The organism is Halorubrum sp. Ib24 (assembly GCF_002252745.1).
GTDB lineage: Archaea > Halobacteriota > Halobacteria > Halobacteriales > Haloferacaceae > Halorubrum.
Map to the genome: position 1 here is coordinate 81,369 of NZ_NHOX01000044.1, position 20,317 is coordinate 101,685.

Below are 20,317 nucleotides of genomic sequence, written 5' to 3' on the forward strand. Positions count from 1 at the left end.
CGAACGACAACCGTTTTGAACGACACCCGCGCAGTAGCGATATGTTGATCACCGTCTCCGGCCCGCCGGGCAGCGGGAAGAGCACGAACGCCGCGGGACTCGCCGGTCGACTCGGCTTAGAGCACGTCTCCGGCGGCGACATCTTCCGCGAGATGGCGGCCGACCGCGACATGACGCCGGTCGAGTTCAACGAGTTCGCGGAGGAGGACCCGCAGTTCGACCGCAAGCTCGACCGGCGCCTCCGGGAGATCGCGACGACCCGCGACGAGTTGGTCCTGGAGTCGCGGCTCGCCGGGTGGCTCGCCGCCGATCACGCCGACTTCCGGTTCTGGTTCGACGCCCCGCTCTCGGTCCGCGCCGAGCGGATCGCCGACCGGGAGTCGAAGCCCGTCGACCGCGCGAGGACCGAGACGAGGCGTCGCGAGGACTCCGAACGCAAACGGTACGGGGAGTTCTACGGCATCGACATCGACGACCTCTCCATCTACGACGCCGCGTACAACACCGCCCGCTGGAGCCCCGACAGCTTCCTCGACGTGCTCGTCGCCACCGTCGAGGCGTACGACCCCGATGACGACGAGGGGAAGGCGCCCATCGAGGGCGTGACCTACGACTTCTGAGCCGCGACCGCACGCAATCTCCCAATGACCGACACAGCCGACGACACACCCGATCCCGCGGACGACCCCCTTCGGGCACCGCCCGGCGAGCGCACGGTGCCCGAGCTGCTCCGATTCGGCGTCGTCAACGTCGACAAACCCGCAGGCCCGTCTTCCCACCAGCTCTCGGCGTGGGTGCGCGACGCGATCAACGACGCCCTCGCCGCGCTCGATCCCGAGGGCGAGCCGATCGACGGCGTCGCCCACGCCGGCACCCTCGACCCGAAGGTCACCGGCTGTCTGCCGACGCTCACCGGCGACGCGACGAGGGCGGCGCAGGTCTTCTTGGAGGGGACGAAAGAGTACGTCGCCGTCCTCGAGCTCCACGGGTCGCCCCCGAGCGACTTCCGCGAGGTCGTCGGCGAGTTCGACGCGCAGATCTACCAGAAGCCGCCGCGGAAGAGCGCCGTGACCCGCCGGCTCAGGACTCGAACGATCCACGACCTCGACGTCCTCGAAGTCCGGGACCGGCAGGCGCTCCTCCGTATCCGGTGTGAGTCGGGGACGTACGTCCGGAAGCTGTGTCACGACGTCGGCCTCGCGACGGGAGTGGGCGCCCACATGGGCCACCTCCGCCGGACCGCCACCGACCCGTTCGACGACGGCGACCTCCACGCGCTCCAGGACCTCGTCGACGGCCTCGCGTGGGCTCGTGAGGGCGACGAGTCGCTGCTCCGCGAAGTCGTCCGGCCGGCGGAGGACGCCCTGGTCCACCTCCCGTCGGTGACGGTCGCGCCGTCGGCCGCGCGGAACGTCGCCACCGGCGCGCCGGTGTACGCGCCCGGCGTCATCGACGCGGACGCGGACGCCCGATCGATAGACCCGTCGGCGGGATCCGACGACCGGCCGCTCGTCGCGTGCCACACGCCCGACGGCGTCGCGGTCTGTCTCGGCCGGCTCGTCGGCGACCCCGACGCCGAGTCCGGCGTCGTCGTCTCGCTGGAACGCGTGCTTTTATAATCGCGCCGTCGCGGGTCGGGGTATGGACGAGAGCGAAGGGAGCGGGCCCGACGGCGACGATTCCGAGGACGGCGACTCCGGTGAGCGCGGCGGTCGACCGGTCTCCCTCGGCACCGCGAGCGCCGCCCCGGGCGAGGTCGCCCGGGGGTGGTTCGAGGTCGCGGAGCTGCCGACGGGCGCCGCCGAGCGGCTCCCGGTCGTCGTCGCGAACGGGTCGGGAGACGGGCCCGTGCTGTGGCTCACCGGCGGCGTCCACGGCGACGAGGCGACCGGCGTCGCCGTCGTGCAGGACGCCATCGCGACGCTCGCAGAGGACGCCCTCGCGGCGCTCGCCGGCGCGGTCGTCGCGGTGCCGGTCGTCTCGCCCGCCGGTCTCAGACGGAACTCGCGCCACACGTACTACGACGACGAGGACCCGAACCGTCACTTCCCGGACGCCGACGCGGAGTCCGCGCGGCCGCCGAAGCTACAGGAGCGGATCGACGCCAGGCTGTACGCCGCGATCACGGGCGAGACGGTCGAGGGCGCCGTCGAGGGTCCGGCGAGCGCGGGCCGCGACGGGTCGGACCGCGAGCCGGTCGACCCCCCGGTCGCGGAGCCCGCGGGAACGGGCGTCGTCGCCGACGCCCTGATCGACTGTCACACCGCGGGCGTCGCCAGCGAACCGTTCGCGATCCGCGACCGCGTGCTGTACGGGGAGCGCCGCAGCGAGGACGACGCGGTCGCGCTCTCGGACGAGCTCGGGCGGCTCGTCGACGCCTTCGGCTTCCCGACGCTGCGCGAGTACCCGGCCGCGGAGTACGTCGAGGAGAACCTGCAGCGCTCGACCGCGGGCGCCGTGCTCAACGAGGCCGGAATCCCGGCGTTCACCGCGGAACTCGGCGCGCACAGCGTCGTCGACGACGCGCTCGTCGAGGCCGGCGTCGCGGGGGTGTTCGCGGTCGCGGTCGAGATGGGGATCCTCGCGGCCGAGGACGTTCCGGACTCCGTGGGGAGGCCGATCGACCGCCCCACCCCCGCGCCGGTCGAGTTCCCGGTCCGTCGCTTCCGCGGCCCGACGACCGACGTCTCCGGGCTGATCCGTCACCGCGTCGCCGCGGGCGACGCGTTCGCCGGGGGCGACGTCCTCGCCGACGTGGTCTCGGCGACCGGTGAGCGCCGCGGGACCGTCCGCGCCGACCGCGACGGCTACGTGCTCGGCCGCGCCGAGGGATTGGCGGTCTACGAGGGCGACCCGATCGGGAACCTCGCGGTACGCGACGACGGCGACCTCGTGGTCCCGCGCGAGGACGACGACGAGTGAAGCGAAGTCCTTAATTACCGCACTCTCATTTCTCCGCGTGCAGACAGGGACCGTGGGGTAGTGGTATCCTATGCGGATGGGGTCCGTATGACCTGAGTTCGACTCTCAGCGGTCCCACTTCGACTTCTCAAACAGTTAGCGGCGCCGCTGTCGCCGAGAGGCCCTCTCAGACCCCTTCCACGAGCCGGTCCAGCTGTTCGGGCGGCACCGCGCCCCGGGCCGTGCGTCCGTCCTACCTGAACGTCGGGACGCCGGAGACCGCCGCGTCCCGCGCGTCGGAGAAGTCGCTCCGGAGCCGGTCGCGCCGCTCCTCGTCGGCGATCGCGGTCCGTATTTCGTCGGCGTCCAGCCCCGCGTCCTCGGCGAGGTCGGCCAGCACGTCGGCGTCGCCGATGTCCCGTCCGTCTACCCAGAGCGCCTCGAATATCGCCTCGTCGAAGTCGGGCCACCGGTCCCGGCGCTCCTCGCTCACGTGCAGCGAGGCGACCTGCGCGTCGAACGAGTCCACGCGCTCGGGGAGGTCGTCGAGGTCGAGCATCGCCTCGGCGTCGTACCGATCTCGGAGGCGGTCCACGTCCCGTCGGACCCGCTCGAAGTACTCGTCGTCTTTCCCCGTCGTCGATCGAGTGGATGACCTCGCCATCGGGACCGCGCTTGTGCCCCCGGCGGTCGTACGGGTGCCAGTCGATATCGAGATCGCGCTCCCGCGTCTCCCGGTACGCCGCCAAGGACCGGCGCCCGAGGTAGCAGAACGGGCAGACGTAATCCGACTAGATCGTGACGACGGCCTCGTCCGAACTCATTACCGCGGGCGGTCGGGTGCCGACTGAATTCCGGTACCGGAGGGTCCGACCGGACCCGTTACGACAGGAAGTCGGTCAGGTGCTCGGTGAACGCGGCGGGCCGGTCCTCCGGGACCCAGTGGTTGGCCTCGAGGCCGACGAGTTCGCAGGAGTCGATATCGGCTTCGAGCCGCTCGGCCCACTCGATCGGTTGGAACTCGTCTTCCGTCCCCCACAACAGGAGCGTGTCGGCGGTCACGTCTCGGGGGTCGATCTCCGTCGTGTGGCTGGTGTTCGTCGCGCTCGCGTTGCGGACGACGCTCGTGACGCCCTCCTCGCTGGCCCACGGCGCCGTCATTCCCTCGAGGAACGCCTCGTCGTGGTCGTCGCCGAGGAGCGTGTCCCGAAACAGCGCGTCGAGCATCCCCTGCAGCTCCTCAACGCTCGTCTCCCGTGCCGTCTCGGGGAGGCCGAGGTCGGTGATCGTCCCGATCGGCCACGAGTCGTAGGCGACGGAGTTCGACAGCACCAGCCGGTCGACGGCGTCCGGGGTCCGCACCGCGTAGCGCAGCCCGACGCCGCCGCCGAGGTCGTGGCCGACGAAGTCGATCGCGTCGAACCCGAGTTCGTCGACGAGCCCGCGGACTGCGAGCTCTTGGGCGCGAATCGGCCGGTCGAACCCGTCGCGCATCGCCGACCCGCCGTAGCCGATCATGTCCGGTGCGATCGCGCGCCGCTCGGTCGCGATCGCCTCGAACTGGTCGCGGAAGAGGTACGAGTTCGTCGGGATCCCGTGGAGGAACACGACCGGATCCCCCGTCCCCTCGTCTCGGTACGCCATCTCGACCTCGTGGTCGTCGACCGCGACGGTCGTCCGCTCCTGTGCGTCCGTCCAGTCGGCGTACGTCGTCGTCATCGCGGTTTCACCTCCGTGGGGGTTCGGCCCAATGGGAGAAATGCGTGGTGCGTAGTAGCAGCGATACGCACAACCGGGCGGAGCGCGAGCGGGGACGCCGTCGCCCCGGGGAAGCGCCCACCGCCTCCCACCGCTCCGGAACCACTAAACGCCGCACCGACCTACCGCGGGTAATGGCTGATTGGACGGAGAAGTACCGCCCGAGCACCCTCTCGGAGGTCCGCGGCAACGACAAGGCCCGTGACGCGTTCGCGGAGTGGGCTCGCTCGTGGGACGACCACCGCGAGGCCGTCGTGCTCCACGGGAGCCCGGGCGTCGGGAAGACGAGCGCGGCCCACGCGCTGGCGAGCGACATGGGCTGGGAGACGGTCGAACTGAACGCCTCGGACCAGCGCACCGCCGACGTCATCGAGCGCTTCGCGGGGCGGGCCGCCCGCAACGCCACCCTCGGCGGGAGCGCGGCCGGCGGCGGCGCGACCGGCGGGGACACGGCCTCCCGCCAGCTCGTCATCCTCGACGAGGCCGACAACATCCACGGCAACTACGACCGCGGCGGCGCCTCGGCGATCACGAAGCTCGTCAAGGAGTCGGGCCAGCCGATCGTCCTCATCGCCAACGACTACTACGACATGGCGCGCGGGCTGCGCGACGCCACTCAAGAGATCGAGTTCCGCGACGTCTCCGCGCGCTCCATCGTTCCCGTCCTCCGCGACGTCTGTCGCAAGGAGGGAATCGAGTTCGAGTCCGACGCGCTCGAGCGGATCGCCGAGCGGAACCGCGGCGACCTCCGCGGCGCGATCAACGACCTGCAGGCGGCCACGGAGGGGCGGGACTCGATCGCGATCGAAGACGTGGTCACCGGCGACCGCGACAAGGCGCTCGGGCTGTTCCCGTTCCTCGACGCGGTCCTCAAAGAGGAGTCGGCGGAGGAGGCGCTGCAGTCGGCGTACGCCGTCGACGAGACCCCCGACGACCTCACGAAGTGGATCGAGAACAACGTCCTCGACGTGTACGAGCCGTCGGAGGCGGTCCGGGCGTACGACTTCCTCGCGAACGCCGACGTGTGGCTGGGTCGCGTGCGCGCCACGCAGAACTACACCTACTGGCGCTACGCGACCGACAACGCGGCCGCCGGGGTCGCCGCCGCCCGCGACGGGGAGAAGGGCGGGTGGACCCGCTACGGTCGCCCGCAGTTCTGGAGCTCCTCGGACGCGACCGCCGACGAGGTGGTCGGACAGATCGCGGCCGCCAGCGGCTGCAGTATCGCCACCGCTCGCCGCGAGGTGCTCCCCTTCTTGCAGACGGTCACGCACCACTGCAAGCCGCGCGAGCTGACGGTCGCGATGGCGGCGGCCTACGACCTCGACGAGGCGGGCGTCGCCTTCGTCACCGGCTCCGGCGAGTCGACCAACAAGGTCGCGTCGATCGTCGAGGACGCGCAGGCGCTCCGCGAGGTCGGATGGAGGACCACGCGAAGGCGCGTTTCGCCGGCGGCGCGCGGGCGGCGGAGGCGAACCGAGCCGACCGGGCCGCGGCGCCGCCGCGCGAAGGGCCGGCCCCCGGCGCGAGCGGCGGGACCACTGACGACGCGGCCGGGGGCGACCTCAGTCACGCCGGCGACGCCGGACGCGACGGCGGCGACGGAGACGAAGAGGACGACGGACAGGCCGGGCTGAGCGACTTCTTCTGAGCACGCCGTCGCCGCTCGCGGCGCTACGTCGGCGGCGAGCCGCCCGGTTCGGTGGCGACGCTCTCCCGGTCCGACTCCGTCGAGTCGACCTCGTCGACGCTCTCGACGCCCGCGAACTCGAACCGCGCCCCGCCCGCTCGGCCCTCGGTCACGGACACCGACCAGCCGTGGGCCTCCGCGATCCGTTCGACGATCGCGAGCCCGAACCCGGTGCCGTCGTCAGCCGTCGTGTGGCCGGGCTCGAAGACGGACTCGCGCTCCGAGGGGTCGATTCCGGGGCCGTCGTCCGCGACGTAGAACCCGTCCGAGAGAACCCCGACGAGGACCCGGAGCGACCCGTCCGCCGGTTCGACGCTCCCGCTCGTCGCGTCGCCGACGTCCGCGTCGCCCTCGCCGGACACCTCGCCGGGCGAGCAGTCGTCGGACGCCCCGTGTTCGATCGCGTTGCGGAAGAGGTTCTCCAACGCCTGTCGGAGTCGGCTCCGGTCGCACTCGACCGTCGGAAGCGGGTCCTCGACGACGAGCGCGGCCTCGGGGCCGGCTCCGACCGTCCGCCACGCGGCGTCCACGACCGCCCGGAGGTCGACCGTCGCGGTCTCCTCGACGGTGTGTCCCTCGCGGGCGAGCGCCAGGAGGTCGGAGATGAGGTCGTCCATCCAGTCCAGCGCCTCGTGGGCTCGGTCGAGTCGCTCGTCGGCCGCCTCGCCCTCGAACTCCTTCGCCAGTTCGACGTTCCCGACGGCGACCGAGAGCGGGTTCCGGAGGTCGTGGGAGACGACGCTGGCGAACTCCTCCAGGCGCTCGCGCTGTCGCTCCAGCCGGCGGCGACGCTCGTCTCCCTCGCCGGCGGGGAGGAGGTAGCCGACGACGTCGCCGTCCCCGTCGCGGCGTCCGCACTCCCGGACCCACAGGGGGCCGTCGCCGGTCGCGAGGCGGTATGTGACGTCGACGTCCCCGCCGTCGAGCGCCGACCGGAGGCGCTGACGGTCCGCCTCGGCCGTCGCCTCCAACCAGCCGGTCCGTGGGAGGGCGTCGACGTCCAGCCGCGACTCGCCGCCGGCTTCGACGACGAATCGGTCCGGATCGCCGTTGGGGCGTCGATAGGCGACGCCCGGTCGGCGCTCCATCGGTAGTGACACGTTTCGATCGCTATCGTATAGGATATTAAACCTTACTTAACTATCAGTTGTCTGACTGTCGGTATCAATCTCGGTTCGTATGAAATCAAGGCGTAACGTGGCGAAAATAGCATTTTACCCCGATTTATTGACATCCGCAGCAAGCAGATCGGACTTTTATATCAAGTAGAAAATGCGTGTCTGACGGTGTAAATTGGGGGTATCCGGAGCTATCCGAGCCGACCCGAGGCGCCGCCCCCGGTTCGGGGCTATCCGAGGCCGGGAGGGTTTACCACGCTCCGTCTCCTCTCGACGGCTATGCGCGCGGCGATCCTTCGCGAGTACGGCGAACCGCTGGCGGTCCGCGAGGTGCCCGCCCCCGAACCCGGACCCGACGAGGCGGTGGTCCGCGTGGCGGCCTGCGGCGTCTGTCGGAGCGACTGGCACGCCTGGATGGGCCACGGCGAGTGGGCCGACGACCGCGTCCCGCGCGGGCAGGTGCTCGGCCACGAACCCGCGGGCGAGGTGGTCGCAGTCGGAACGTCCGTCGACCGCTTCGAGCCCGGCGACCGCGTCGTCGTCCCCTTCTCGCTCGGCGACGCCACGTGCCCGTACTGCCGCCGGGGGGCCGGCAACGTCTGCGCCGACGGGCGGGCGCTCGGCTTCGAGGCGGACGCGCCGGGCTCGTTCGCGGAGCGGGTCGCCGTCCCCGCCGCCGACTACAACCTCGTCGAGCGCCCCCCGTGGCTCGACGCGACCGCCGCGGCCGCGCTCGGCTGCCGGTACATGACCGCCTACCACGCGCTCGCCGAACGGGCGGGGTTGTCCGGCGGCGACGCCCTCGCGGTCCACGGCTGCGGCGGGGTCGGGCTCTCGGCGGTCCAGATCGGCGACGCCCTCGGCGCCCGCGTCGTCGCCGTCGACGTCGACGACGACGCGCTCTCGCTCGCGAGCGACATCGGCGCCGACGCCCTCGTGAACGCGGCCGACGCTCCCGACGTCGAGGCCGACGACTCCGTCCCGGACCGGGTCAGGGACCTCACTGACGGCGGCGCCGACGTCTCCGTCGACGCGCTCGGGATCGCCGAGACCTGCCGCAACTCGGTCCGCTCCGTTCGGCCCCGCGGGACCCACGTCCAGGTGGGACTGACCACCGAGGCCGAGCGCGGCGAGGTGTCGCTCCCGACCGACTGGATGACCCGCTGGGAGGTGTCGTTCGTCGGTTCTCGTGGCATGCCGCCGACGAGCTACGACGACCTGTTCGCGCTCGTCGAGGCGACCGATGTCGACCCCGGCGCGCTCGTGAGCGACGAGATCGCGCTCTCTGCGGTCCCGGACCGGCTCGCCGCGCTCGGCGAGTACGACGTGCACGGGGTCGAGGTCGTCACCGACTTCGAGGGGTAGGCCGTGCGCGCGGCCGTCAGCGCCTCACTCCTCCCGTTCGACGCCCAGCCCGGGAATGGCGACCGCTCCCTCGACGCGAGCCATCAGCTTCGACGCGGTGAGCACGAGCGCGAGGTACGTCACGCCGGTCACGACGAAGATGAGCGTGTACCGGAACGTCTCGGAGGCGATCTGGTCGGCCCGGTAGTACAGCTCCGGCACCGTGATGAACGCCGCCAGCGACGAGTACTTGATCAGGTAGACGAACTCGTTGGTCCACGACGGGATCGCGTAGCGGAGCCCCTGCGGGAGCACCACGTAGTAGATCGTCTCCAGCTTCGAGAGCCCGATCGCGCGGCCGGCGGTGATCTGGCCCTCCTCGACGCTCTCTAAGGCGCCGCGGATGTACTCCGCCTGGTAGGCGGCGCCGTTGAGCGTGAACCCGAGGATCGCCACCCACACCACGTTCCGCGGGAAGACGCCCGAGAGCGCGCCGGGAACGTAGCTCGCGAGGTTGAGCCCGTAGTAGAGCACGAACAGCTGGGCCAGCAGGGGCGTCCCGCGCAGCAGCTCGGTGTACCCGAGCGAGAGCCACGAGGAGAACCGACCGTACACCCGCGCCACGGCCAGCGGGACGGCGATGAAGAACCCGAGGACGAGGCTCACGGCGGTGATAACGACCGTGAGCCACGTCCCCCGCGCGAGGTCCGGGGAGAGCTCCACGACGAACGCGGCGTCGCTCGCGTAGGCCGCGAGCCCGGGGAGCGCGGCGAGCGTCGCCTCCACCGCTCCCGCCGGAACGAGCGGCTGCCCGACCGGAACGAGAACGCCGCCGAGCCACCGGTTGACCCAGCTGACGACGAGCCAACCCCAGAACAGCGCGCCGGCGGCGACGAGGAGGAGCCGACCGACCGCGCGGTCGGCGGCGGCCACGCGTTCCCGGACCGTCGCGGGTCTCGTCGCGCTCGCCATCAGTCGTGACTCTCGATCCGTTCGAGGAAGCGGCCGGTCCGCTCCTTCTCGGGTCGTTCGAACAGCTGTTCGGGCGGCCCGCGCTCGACGACGTGGCCCTCGTCGAGGAACACGATCTCGTCGGCCACCTCGCGGGCGAAGCTCATCTCGTGGGTGACGACGAGCATCGTCATCCCCTCGTCGACGAGCCCGTGCATCACCTCCAGCACCTCGCCGATGAGCTCCGGGTCCAGCGCGCTCGTCGGCTCGTCGGGCAGCATCAGCTTCGGCTCCATCGCCAGCGCGCGGGCGATGCCGACCCGCTGCTGCTGCCCCCCGGACAGCTCGGCGGGGTAGGAGTCCATCTGGTCGGCGAGCCCGACGCGGTCGAGCTGCGCGGCCGCCCGTTCCCGGGATTCGGACTCAGAGAGCCCGAGCACGCGGCGGGGACCGAGCGCGACGTTGCCGCGCGCGGTTAAGTGCGCGAACAGGTTGAACCCCTGGAACACCATGCCGACCTCTCTGCGGAGGTCGTCGACGTCGATGTCCGGCGAGAGCACCTCTTCCCCGTCGAGCCGGATCGACCCCTCCTGCGCCTCGGCGAGGCGGTTGACGCACCGCAGCATCGTCGACTTGCCGGAGCCGGACGGGCCGATGAGGACGGTCACGTCGCCGCGGTCCATCTCGAAGGAGACGTCGTGGAGCACCTGCTCGTCGCCGTACCACTTCGAGACGTCGGTCACGCCGAGGAAGTCGCCGTCACTCACGCCGACTCACCCTCCGGGATCGCGTAGCGGGTGCCGAGGTAATCGAGCGCGCGGTTCGTCGTGAACGTGAGGACGAAGTAGATGGCACTGATGAAGAGGATGACTTCGAGCACCGCGGTCGTCTGCTCCGAGAACAGGTCGTATCCCCGGGTCAACAGCTCCGCGAGCCCGATCGCGAAGACGATGCTCGTGTCTTTCAACACGATCGTGAACTCGTTTTGGAACCCCGGGATCGACCGGCGCAGGGCCTGCGGAACGACGACGTACCGGACGGCCTCGAACCGCGAGAGCCCGATCGAGCGGCCGGCCTCCAGCTGGCCGGCATCGACGCTCGACAGCGCCGCACGGAAGATCTGCGACTGGTAGGCCGCGCTGCGGAGGCCGAGCCCGAGTATCCCGGCGGTGACCGCGGAGGATATCGAGGCGACCCCGAGGTTGATCTGCGGGACGCCGACGACGAAGTACATCACGATGAGGATCACGACGATAGGCGTTCCTCGGAGGACGATCCCCGCGGCGTTGACGGCCCGTTCGAGGTAGCCGTCGCCGTACACCTCGACCGCGCCCGCCGGGAAGCCGACGAGGAAGCCGAGGAGGATCGAGGCGAATGTGAGCCCGATCGTCAACAGCGCGCCGACGCCGAGGTAGTCCGCGTTCCTGAAGACGAACTCCCAGTCGGCGGCCTCGCCGACGAACGGCCAGTTTAGGGCCGCGGCGCCGAGGCTCTCGACCGCGGCGAGCGCGAGCGTCCCCGCGGCAGACATCCTACTCTTGCCCGAACCAGGTGTTGGTTATCTCCTCGTACGTGCCGTCCTCCTGTACGGTCGCGAGGCCGTCGTTCAGCGCCGACTGGAGCTCCGACTCGCCCTGACGGAGGCCGAACCCGAACCGCTCGCCGGTCTCCTCGACGAACGCGACCGTCACGTCGCGGTTGGCCGCGAACGTCTCGGCGACCGGGTTGTCGACGACGACGGCGTCGATGTTGCCGTTTTCGAGGTCCTCGACGGCGAGGACGTAGCTGCCGTACGTACTGGCGTCGTCCTCGGCGATGACCCCCGGTTCGACGAGGTTCGACTGCACCTGGTCGGCACCGGTCGTCCCGGACTGCGCGCCCACGCTGACGCCCTCGAAGTCCTCCCAGCCCGACGGCTGGAAGTCGCCGCCGTCGCGCACGAGGATCGCCTGGTCCGACTCCCAGTACGGGTCGGAGAAGGCGATCGTCTCCCGACGCTCGTCGTTGATCGTCATCGCCGCCGCGATCACGTCGATCTCCTCGTTCTGCGTGAGCGCCGGGATGAGCGAGCTGAACTCGAAGGTGGCCCACTCGCCGATCTCGTACTCGGTCTCTTCGACGACCGCCTCGAGCAGATCGATGTCGAACCCGACGAGCTCGCCGTCCTGCTGCATCTCGAACGGCGGGAACCCCGGCGCGGTACCGGGCGTGATCGTGGTGCCGCTTCCGCCGTCGCCGAGGCACCCGGCGACGCCGGACAGCCCGACTGCGCTGGCGCCGCCGGTCAGCTTCAGATACGTCCGACGACTCACGTCGGTCTCCGTTCGATGTGACATACCGGTGTGAGAACGGGGACTGATTTCAACCTTTCCTCCGCGAGCGGGACGCCTCTCGTCCGCCGTCGGCCGAGTCCCGCCCGATCGATCGGGCGGGACTCGGCCGCGGAGGGGGGTCCGACGTCGGTCCGGTCAGTCGCCACCGCGGTCAGTCGCCGCCGATCGGTTCCGTCGCGGTGCCCGCGCCGTCGGCGCGCGGGCGACCCACGCCGCGCCCGCCGCGAGCGCGACCGCGACGCCCAGCGCGGCGAGATTGATCCGCTCCCAGCCCGCGGTGTACAACACCAGGTCGCGCCCGAGGAGGAGCGTCGCGACGAGCGCGGCCATCGCTCCGGCGGCGAGGAGTCGGACCGTGGCGGCCGTGGACCGACTCACGCCCGCGTAGCCCGACCGGACCGCCTCGGTGGCGAACGCGACCGTCGCGACGAGTCCGAGATGCCCCGCGAGCCCGGTCGCGTAGAAGCCGGCCTGCGCGCCCGGCGAGTACGTCACGAACGGGACCGCCCGCGAGAACACCGCGCTGGCGACGATCCCGACGAGTCCGACGGTCGCCGCGATCCGGAGGAGCCGCGCCGACCCCCGGCCGCCGCCCCAGATGGTCGTCAGTCCGAGCAGCGTGAAGATCGTCAGCGCGACGATCAGGTGGGCCGCGTGCGTCGAGACGGTGTAGCCGCCGGGGACGAGACCGCCGACGGTGACGGTGATCGCGCCGACGGTGATCTGCAGCGGGAGGATGGCTACCGCGAGCGTCGCCGCGAGACGCGTCCGGCGGTCGAAGCTACCGAGCCACGTCCAGCCGGCGGTCCCGATGATGAGGAACCCGGTGATCATCGCCCACGCCCGGTGGAACCACTCGATGAAGTCCGGGTTGATCGTCAGCGCGGGGATGAGCTGGTCGGAGCAGAGCGGCCACTGGGCCTCGCACGCCAGCCCGGAGCCGGTCGCCGCGGTGTAGACGCCGAGCGCGAACAGCGTCAGCGTCATCCCCGTCGTCGCCGCCGCGTATCGTCTGAACGTCAGCCACGCGGGCCGAAGACTCATTGATCGAGTTCGGGCGCGAGCGCACTTAGACCGTTCGGAGGCTCCACGTGGACGGGAAGACGAATCGGCCGGAAGCCGGCGCCACGATTTATAAATAGGAACGCGGTGGCGCGTGCCGAGGAGCGCCCGGAGGGCGCGACTCGCTCGCGCGAGGGAGTCGGCCGCCCGAAGCAACGCGGAGGGCGGCCGACGAGGTTGGGGAGGCGTGAGGCGGCGGTGCGGTTGCGGTCCCGCGAGCGAAGCGAGCGGGAGCACGGAAGTCGCAGCACGCGCAGCGAACGGAGTGAGCGAGCAGGACCGTCTTCCGGCGGTCGGGTGGGATTCAAAGGGGCAGTCGCGATTCTCGCGAGCAACGCGAGCGGGAAGACGGGAGACGAAGCCTCCCGGAAGGACGAAGCACGACGACGGAAGCAGCGTGGCGCTACGCGCCACGGGCAGCCGGCGGCGAAGCCGCCGCCGACACCACAGCGAGGGAGCGAGAGCGACCGAGCGAGGAGCGCAACGAGTCGCGCGAGTCCTCGCGGCTGGGGCTTTGGGGTGTCCACCGTTGATTCCAGATCAGTTGTTTATAAGTAAGCGGCTGGGGGTTCGGGAGCGTTCACCGCCCCACCGACGGAAACGATATATAAGTGAACGTTCGAACCGACGGAATCGCAGCTCCTCGTTTCGTCTTACCCCGACAGCTCTCGTTTCGCTCGCCGCGCCCGCTCGGACATCTCCTCGTTGCCCTCGACGTCGGCGAGGGTCTCGACGGCCTCCAGGTTCCGCACCGCGTCGTCGAGGAAGGAGAGCACGTCGCCGGTGTACGCGTACACCATGTAGTCGTCAGTCATCACGTCCACGATCGCCTGCGGGCCGAGCCCCTCGGCCCGAAGCTCCAGCACGTATCGCATGAACTTCTCCTCGGGACAGCCGCAGTAGGGGTTCGCCTGACAGTCGCAGTCGAGGAAGTCCTCGGCGAAGTCGAGGATGCGGTCGCGGGTCGTGGAGTCGAGCTTCGAGAGCCCGTCACCGGTGAACAGCATGTCGAGGGTCGCGCCGGCGAAGGCCCCCTTCGGGACGTTCGCCTCAAGCTGGGAGGCGAGCTGCCGGTGGTTCTTCACGTAGATCTTGTCGGTGAACGCCACGGTTATCGTGAGATACGCCGGCTGGCAGTAAAAACGTCGTGGTCGCCGTCGCCGTCGGTGAAACGGTCGTCCGAGGCCGAGCGCGGCCGGTCACCGACCCGGGTCGAGCGCGACCGATCGCCGAACGGCATCGGGTCACACGCCCGTCCGGGAGTCGTAACGGTTATTTATCAAAGCGGGGTAGATATCGACGCGTGTCCGGGTTAGGGTAGTGGACTATCCTTCAGCCTTGTGGAGGCTGAGACTCGGGTTCGATTCTCGCACCCGGACCTTCTCACGACGACCGCAGGGAGGAGTGACAAGGCCGGAAGGCGAAATTGAATCACGCGAGACGAGCGGAGCGAGTCTCGCCTCGGGTTCGATTCTCGCACCCGGACCTCCTTCAAAAAGCCACCACTGAGACAGCCGCGCGGCTAGAACCCGATAACTTCGCCGTCCTCCGGCACCAGCACGTCCTCCGTCTCCGACCGGAGCTCCTCGCGCGAGAGCAGACAGTGGTTGATCGCCTCCATGTGGACCACGGCGACCGCCGCGTCGGTGGCCTCGCGGACGGCGGCGACGTCGTCGACGCCCATCGTGATCGGCGGCCCCTGATTGAACCGCGCCTCGCCGCCGTTGAGCACGACGGCGTCCGGCTCGAACCGGTCCAGCGTCTCCGCGACCGGCTCGTACCAGACCGTGTCGCCGGCGACGTACAGCGTCTCGTCGCCGTCGAGGACGAAGCCGGAGACGGGACCCATCTTCTCGGCCAGTTCCCCGTGGCCGTGGCGACCGGGGGTCCGGTGGAGGTCGACGCCCGCGAACGACGCCGCGTCCTCGACGGGTCGCACGTCGGTGAACCCCTCGTCGACGAACGCGTCGGCCTCGCTCGGCTGGCAGAACACCGGGACGTCCGGATCGAGCGCCTCCGTCGCCGCGTCGTCGAAGTGGTCCGGGTGGCGGTGGGTGACGATCACCGCGTCGTGCGACAGGTCGACGTCGGGCATCGGGACGAGCGGGTTCGCGCGGTCGTTCGGCGTGTCGTCGATGGGCGGCAGCGCGCCCCGAGACGCGACCAGCGGGTCGACGAGGAAGGTGCTCCCGTTCACGGTCGCGAGGACGGTGGCGTTGCGGACGAGAGTGACGCTGAGGTCGGGGGCGGACATACGGGTCCGTTCGGCGAGCGCGCGGTTGTGGCTTGCGGCGGGACAACGCCCCCCGGCGGCGTCGCTCGAAGGTCCGGAGAAGCCCGAGCGCCAACCGGGCCGGCTCTGAGCGGACGGAGATGGCGCCCTCGGAGCGGGAGAACCGTCGGCCTAGCCACCGCGACGCGACCGTCAGCACCGCGTGGCCGTCGCCCGGAGTGGCGGTTCGATAGGCCGCGCCAAAATCCGCTCACGGCGCCGGAGTCGCCCGAACTGTTCGCGTAACGCACCGTGTATTTATGTGCCGGACGGGCGTCGTGTCCCCCGTCATGTACGGACGTGAGTCGCCGTGAGACGCCGGAATCGTATCCGAGCGGGAACCGGGGCCGACGCGGCCGGTGTCGCGGGCGGTCTCGCGGGCCGCAGGCGGCGCGACGGACCGCCGCTCAAGGAGGGGTTCGAGCACGACATGGGCGACCGGGAGGCGGACGCGACTCACGGCGTCACCGACCCGTCGGTGCGCGTCGAGGCCCGATGACCGCCGAGAGCGACGCGGACGAAGCCGCCGCCGACCGACCCGACCGGCCCGACGCCACCGACGACTCCGCCGGCACGATGCGCGGACGGGCCGGGGAGAGCCGGCTGAAGCTCTGGCTCCTGTTGCGGGCGAACCGGCTCGTCGTCGCCGGGGCGCTGACGGTCCTCGTCTTCGTCGTGTCGGTCGCAATCGCCGCGGGAATCTCCCCGTCTCTCGCCGCGAAGGTCGAGGCGAAGGACCCGATCGAGACGCTGTTCTCGGCGATGATCACGGCGATCGTCACCGGGGCGACGCTGGTGGTCACGATCGGTCAGCTCGTACTCACGCAGGAGAACGGTCCGCTCGGCGACCAGCGCGATCGCATGGACGGCGCGCTCGCGGTCCGGGAGACGGTCGCGGAGCTCCTCGGCTCGCCGGCGCCGACCAATCCGGCCTCCTTCCTCGACGCGCTCCTCGGCGTCGCGTCGGAGCGCGCCGACGCCCTCCGCGAGTCGGTGCGCGACCGTGACGCGGGTGGGACGGGCGAGACCGACCGTCCCGACGAGCCCGCCCTCCGGGAGGACGTCGACGAACTGGCGTCGTCCGTCGGCGAGAGCGCCGACGCCGTGCGCGACCGTCTCGACGGCACTCGGTTCGGCTCCTTCGACGTGGTGTTCGCCGCGCTCGACTTCCCGTACGGCCGCGAGATAGCGCACGCGGAACGCGTCGCCGCCGACCACGGCGAGGCGCTCACCGACGACGAGCGCGACCTCCTCGGGGACCTGACGGAGGCCCTGTCGCTGTTCGGTCCCGCCCGCGAGCACGTGAAGACGCTGTACTTCCAGTGGGCGCTGATCGACCTCTCGCGGCTGATCCTCTACGCCGCGGTGCCGGCGCTGGTCGTCGCGGGCGCCATGGTCGCGGTCGTCGACGTCGGGACGTTCCCGGGGCGCACGCTCGGGGTCGACCACCTCACGCTGGTCGTCGCGGGCGCGTTCGCGGTCACGCTGCTCCCGTTCTCGCTGTTCGTCTCCTACGTGGTCCGCGTCCTCACCCTCGCGAAGCGGACGCTCGCCATCGGACCGCTGGTGCTGCGGGACACGGAGTAGGCGAGCGCGGCCGCTCTCCGGGGGAGGAATGTCGCCCGCAACACTAACGACCGGTCTCATCTCCGGCGGCGTGCCGCGTCGACCGGGAAACCCTCGTGGCGGGCGGTAGCCTGCGCGGCGACGGGCGGGTCGCGTCAGCGACCGGATGTGACGCGCCTGGGTTCTCCGCGCTGTCATCGCTCCCATCGGGGAGTACTCGGGCGGGGACTGAGGGCGCGCGTCCGACGGTAGCCGGCGGACGCGTTTAAAAGGTCCGCCGCGCGCTCAGTCGTCCTGCTCGGTGCCGGCGACGATCACGGCGCCGCTCTCGTCGTCCTGCCGCTCCGACACGGAGACCGGGTCGATCCCGCGCCGGGAGGCGTCGAACTCCGAGAGCAGGTAGACGAGGCCGGCGAGCAGGAGCGCGCCGAACGGGAGCAGGGCGAGCGGCGTTACCCGGGTGACCCCCCAGACGACGAGCAGGAGGACGACCACGGCCGCGACCGTGACCGCGTAGTAGATCTGCGTGCGGACGTGGTCGATCAGGTCGGCGCCGGCGAACGTCGCCGAGAGGACGGTCGTGTCGGAGATCGGCGAGCTGTGGTCGCCGAAGATGGCGCCCGAGAAGATGACGCCGACCATCGCCGCCACGAGCGTGTGGCCCGCCGCGCCGCCGCCGCTGATCTCCCACGCGATCGGGATCGCGATCGGGGTGACGATCCCCATCGTCCCCCACGAGGTGCCGGTCGAGAACGCGATGAGGCCGGCGACGACGAACACGAGCGCCGGCAGGAGGGAGGCCGAGACGGAGCCCACGGCGACGTTCGCGACGTAAGCGCCGGTGCCGAGCGCGTCGATCGCCTCGCCGATCCCCCACGCGAGCACGAGGATGGAGGCCGCGGTGAGCATGATCCCGAACCCGTCGATCGTGTACTCGGTCGCGTCGCCGACCCCGAAGATGTCGTAGGCCCGTCCGAGGACGAACCCGCTGGCGACCATCGCGAACGAGCCGATCATGAGCGCCACCTCGTAGGAGGCGTTGAGCGCGGCGTCCCACAGCCGCCCGCCGGCCGCGCCGCCCTCGCCGGCGAGGAGGTCGCCGCCGAAGCCGACCGGTGAGAACTCGCCGGACCACAGCGCGGTCCCGACCGTCACGGCGATCAGCACAGCGACGGGCACGAAGAAGTTGGCGAGCCGCGGCGTCGACGCCGGGGGATCGCCGAGCTCGCCGGCGACGTCCTGCATCGGCACCGCCTCGTCTCGGGTCACCTTCCCGGCGGTCCACGACCGGTGTTCGGCCGTGAGCATCTCGCCGTAGTCGCGGCCCGAGCCGACGATCAGGAGGACCATTACGATCGCGAGGATGGCGTACATATTGAACGGGATCGAGGAGACGAACACCTCGAAGGTGCCGGGCCGGTTCGCGGCCGCGACCCCGGCGGAGTCGTACCCCTCGGCGATGAGCGAGAGTTGGAACGCGACCCACGAGGAGATCCCCAGCGTCGCCACCGGCGCGGCGGTGGAGTCGACGATGTACGAGAGCTTCTCGCGGGAGATCCGGAGGCGGTCGGAGACGTCCTTCATCGCCGACCCCACGATCGCGGTGTTCGCGTAGTCGTCGAAGAAGAGGACGATCCCGAGCCCCCAGGCGACGAGCCCGGCCTGTCGCTGGGAGTCGAGGCGGTCGAGCGCCCAGTCGCGGACCGCGGCGGTGCCGCCGAGGTTCCACACCATGGCGACGCCGGAGCCGAGAAGCAGGGTGAACACGAGGATCGTCGCCTGAAACTCGTCGGAGACCGCCGCGACGATCCACTCGAACGTCTGGACGATCCCGAGCCCGCCGGTGACGATGACGGCCCCGGACCAGATGCCGAGGAACAGCGAGAGCACCGCCTTCCGGGTGATCACCGCGAGGACGATCGCGAGCAACGGCGGGGCGACGGACAGCGCTCCGAAGTCGGTCATGGCCACCACCACTCACGCGAGAGTATTTAATACCTCCCCGACACGAGAGTTGACGTATCACCGGAAATATAACTTATAGGCGAATTTACATAGCTGTATATTCGCTGTGAGCGACCGTTCGTCGATCGGTGATCGCTCTCGACGATGGATCGTCGACCGGCTCGGTCGACGCTACGACGGCGGTCACCGCCCGCGACCGGCGGAATCGGCGCGTATCCGAACGCACTTACGTCCCTGTGACCGACCCACGCGCAATGTCTGTACGAGTCGGCATCCTCGGCGCCACCGGCGCCGTGGGTCAGCGGTTCATCCAGTTGCTCGACGATCACCCGACGTTCGACCTCGCGGCCGTCACCGCGAGCGCGGACAGCGCCGGGAAGACGTACCGCGAGGCCGCCAAGTGGCGCGTTGACACGCCCATCCCGGAGAGCGTCGCGGAGATGACGGTGACGGAGACGACGCCCGCGGGGATCGCGGACGACGACGTCGACCTCCTGTTCTCCTCGCTCCCCTCTGGAGTCGCCGCCGAAGTCGAGCCCGCCTTCCTGGAGGAGGGGTACGTCGTCTCCTCGAACTCCTCGAACGACCGCATGGCGGCGGACGTCCCGCTCACGATCCCGGAGATCAACCCCGGCCACCTCGACCTGATCGAGGTCCAGCGCGACGAGCGGGGCTGGGACGGCGCCCTCGTGAAGAACCCGAACTGCTCGACGATCACGATGGTGCCCACCCTCGCGGCGATCGACCGGTTCGGCCTAGAGAGCGTCCGCGTCTCCACGCTACAGGCGGTCTCAGGCGCGGGCTACTCCGGCGTCACCTCGATGGAGATCCTCGACAACGCCATCCCGCACATCGGCGGCGAGGAAAACAAGATGGAGACGGAGTCGCGGAAGCTCCTCGGCGAGTTCGACGGCGCGGAGGTCAACCTCCACGAGGCCGACGTCGCCGCCTCCTGTAACCGGATCCCCACCCTCGACGGTCACTTGGAGAACGTCTTCGCCGAGTTCGCCGAGGACCCCTCGGCCGCGGACCTCCGCGAGGCGATGCGCTCGTTCGAGGGCGTCGGCTCGCTCCCGAGCTCCCCGGACCAGCTCATCAAGGTGTTCGGCGAGGACGAGCCGGAGCGCCCGCAGCCCCGCCTCGACCGCACGTACGCGGACGGGATGGGCATCGTCGCCGGCGGCGTCCAGTCGACCGACGCCGGCGCGAAGTACAACTGCCTCGCACACAACACGATCCGCGGCGCGGCGGGCGCCTCGCTGCTGAACGGCGAGCTGCTCGTCGAGGAAGGGTACGTCTAAGCGAGCCGACCCGCGACCGTCAGAAACTTACTTCTCCGCGTTCCGCTCCCGACGCT

Annotated in this window: 16 protein-coding genes, 2 tRNA genes and 3 pseudogenes; 10 read left to right on the forward strand and 11 right to left on the reverse strand. The window is 70.5% G+C overall.

Annotation, left to right across the window (positions count from 1 at the left end; genetic code table 11):
• Window positions 1–41: 41 nt before the first annotated feature.
• The 4 genes from cmk (at window position 42) to DJ82_RS13140 (ending at window position 3,039) form a co-directional block, all read left to right on the forward strand.
• Window positions 42–620: a (d)CMP kinase gene (gene cmk, locus DJ82_RS13125; protein ID WP_094523919.1), complete on the forward strand. Its 579-nt coding sequence runs from the start codon at window positions 42–44 to the stop codon at window positions 618–620.
• Window positions 621–644: 24 nt separating this feature from the next.
• Window positions 645–1,619: an RNA-guided pseudouridylation complex pseudouridine synthase subunit Cbf5 gene (locus DJ82_RS13130; RefSeq protein WP_094582020.1), complete on the forward strand. Its 975-nt coding sequence runs from the start codon at window positions 645–647 to the stop codon at window positions 1,617–1,619.
• Between the two features lie 22 nt (window positions 1,620–1,641).
• A complete protein-coding gene (locus DJ82_RS13135) occupies window positions 1,642–2,922 on the forward strand; it encodes a succinylglutamate desuccinylase/aspartoacylase family protein (protein WP_094582021.1) in 1,281 nt (426 codons plus the stop codon).
• Between the two features lie 46 nt (window positions 2,923–2,968).
• Window positions 2,969–3,039, forward strand: a tRNA-Pro gene (locus tag DJ82_RS13140).
• Between the two features lie 49 nt (window positions 3,040–3,088).
• Here DJ82_RS13140 and DJ82_RS13145 read toward each other — a convergent pair.
• Both DJ82_RS13145 and DJ82_RS13150 read right to left on the reverse strand, forming a co-directional pair.
• A pseudogene (locus DJ82_RS13145) lies at window positions 3,089–3,692 on the reverse strand (DsbA family protein); the annotation flags it as partial.
• A gap of 91 nt (window positions 3,693–3,783) precedes the next feature.
• Window positions 3,784–4,620 (reverse strand): alpha/beta fold hydrolase, encoded by an 837-nt coding sequence (locus DJ82_RS13150; RefSeq protein ID WP_094582022.1) that lies wholly within the window; start codon window positions 4,618–4,620, stop codon window positions 3,784–3,786.
• Window positions 4,621–4,793: 173 nt separating this feature from the next.
• On the opposite strand from DJ82_RS13150, the pseudogene DJ82_RS13155 reads away from it, so the two are divergent.
• A pseudogene (locus DJ82_RS13155) lies at window positions 4,794–6,310 on the forward strand (replication factor C large subunit).
• 23 nt (window positions 6,311–6,333) lie between these two features.
• Here DJ82_RS13155 and DJ82_RS13160 read toward each other — a convergent pair.
• Window positions 6,334–7,437 carry a HAMP domain-containing sensor histidine kinase gene (locus DJ82_RS13160; protein WP_094582023.1) on the reverse strand — a complete coding sequence of 368 codons (1,104 nt, stop codon included), beginning with the start codon at window positions 7,435–7,437 and terminating at the stop codon, window positions 6,334–6,336.
• Window positions 7,438–7,746: 309 nt separating this feature from the next.
• On the opposite strand from DJ82_RS13160, the gene DJ82_RS13165 reads away from it, so the two are divergent.
• The gene (locus DJ82_RS13165) at window positions 7,747–8,832 is read left to right on the forward strand and encodes a zinc-dependent alcohol dehydrogenase family protein (RefSeq protein WP_094582024.1); all 1,086 of its coding nucleotides are present in this window, start codon (window positions 7,747–7,749) and stop codon (window positions 8,830–8,832) included.
• 24 nt (window positions 8,833–8,856) lie between these two features.
• Here the strand turns inward: DJ82_RS13165 and DJ82_RS13170 are convergent, their stop codons facing one another.
• From DJ82_RS13170 to DJ82_RS13195, 6 genes and pseudogenes are all read right to left on the reverse strand, one after another.
• On the reverse strand, window positions 8,857–9,783 hold the full coding sequence (locus DJ82_RS13170) for an amino acid ABC transporter permease (RefSeq protein ID WP_094582025.1): 927 nt from the start codon (window positions 9,781–9,783) through the stop codon (window positions 8,857–8,859).
• Entirely contained in the window at window positions 9,783–10,529 is a 747-nt protein-coding gene (locus DJ82_RS13175; protein WP_094582026.1) for an amino acid ABC transporter ATP-binding protein, read from the reverse strand. Before DJ82_RS13175 ends, DJ82_RS13170 begins: the two co-directional genes overlap by 1 nt.
• A complete protein-coding gene (locus tag DJ82_RS13180) occupies window positions 10,526–11,293 on the reverse strand; it encodes an amino acid ABC transporter permease (RefSeq protein WP_094522081.1) in 768 nt (255 codons plus the stop codon). The genes DJ82_RS13175 and DJ82_RS13180 overlap by 4 nt, the downstream gene beginning before the upstream one ends.
• A 1-nt stretch (window position 11,294) precedes the next feature.
• Entirely contained in the window at window positions 11,295–12,098 is an 804-nt protein-coding gene (locus tag DJ82_RS13185; protein ID WP_094522080.1) for a basic amino acid ABC transporter substrate-binding protein, read from the reverse strand.
• Between the two features lie 148 nt (window positions 12,099–12,246).
• Window positions 12,247–13,082: pseudogene (locus tag DJ82_RS13190) on the reverse strand (COX15/CtaA family protein).
• 728 nt (window positions 13,083–13,810) lie between these two features.
• Window positions 13,811–14,266 carry a DUF5814 domain-containing protein gene (locus DJ82_RS13195; protein WP_094526118.1) on the reverse strand — a complete coding sequence of 152 codons (456 nt, stop codon included), beginning with the start codon at window positions 14,264–14,266 and terminating at the stop codon, window positions 13,811–13,813.
• Between the two features lie 197 nt (window positions 14,267–14,463).
• Here DJ82_RS13195 and DJ82_RS13200 point away from each other — a divergent pair.
• Window positions 14,464–14,536: transfer RNA gene (locus tag DJ82_RS13200), tRNA-His, on the forward strand.
• Window positions 14,537–14,679: 143 nt separating this feature from the next.
• Here DJ82_RS13200 and DJ82_RS13205 read toward each other — a convergent pair.
• Window positions 14,680–15,411 (reverse strand): MBL fold metallo-hydrolase, encoded by a 732-nt coding sequence (locus DJ82_RS13205; protein WP_094582027.1) that lies wholly within the window; start codon window positions 15,409–15,411, stop codon window positions 14,680–14,682.
• Between the two features lie 328 nt (window positions 15,412–15,739).
• Here DJ82_RS13205 and DJ82_RS13210 point away from each other — a divergent pair, with 328 nt between their 5' ends.
• Window positions 15,740–15,928 carry a hypothetical protein gene (locus tag DJ82_RS13210; RefSeq protein WP_094522077.1) on the forward strand — a complete coding sequence of 63 codons (189 nt, stop codon included), beginning with the start codon at window positions 15,740–15,742 and terminating at the stop codon, window positions 15,926–15,928.
• Complete coding sequence (locus DJ82_RS13215) at window positions 15,925–17,016, forward strand: hypothetical protein (protein WP_094557072.1); 1,092 nt, start codon at window positions 15,925–15,927, stop codon at window positions 17,014–17,016. The genes DJ82_RS13210 and DJ82_RS13215 overlap by 4 nt, the downstream gene beginning before the upstream one ends.
• 264 nt (window positions 17,017–17,280) lie before the next feature.
• On the opposite strand, the gene DJ82_RS13220 is transcribed toward DJ82_RS13215, so the two are convergent.
• Entirely contained in the window at window positions 17,281–18,960 is a 1,680-nt protein-coding gene (locus DJ82_RS13220) for a Na+/H+ antiporter NhaC family protein (protein WP_094582028.1), read from the reverse strand.
• A 254-nt stretch (window positions 18,961–19,214) separates the two neighbouring features.
• Here DJ82_RS13220 and asd point away from each other — a divergent pair, with 254 nt between their 5' ends.
• The gene (asd, locus tag DJ82_RS13225) at window positions 19,215–20,261 is read left to right on the forward strand and encodes an aspartate-semialdehyde dehydrogenase (protein ID WP_094526104.1); all 1,047 of its coding nucleotides are present in this window, start codon (window positions 19,215–19,217) and stop codon (window positions 20,259–20,261) included.
• Window positions 20,262–20,317: the final 56 nt, after the last annotated feature.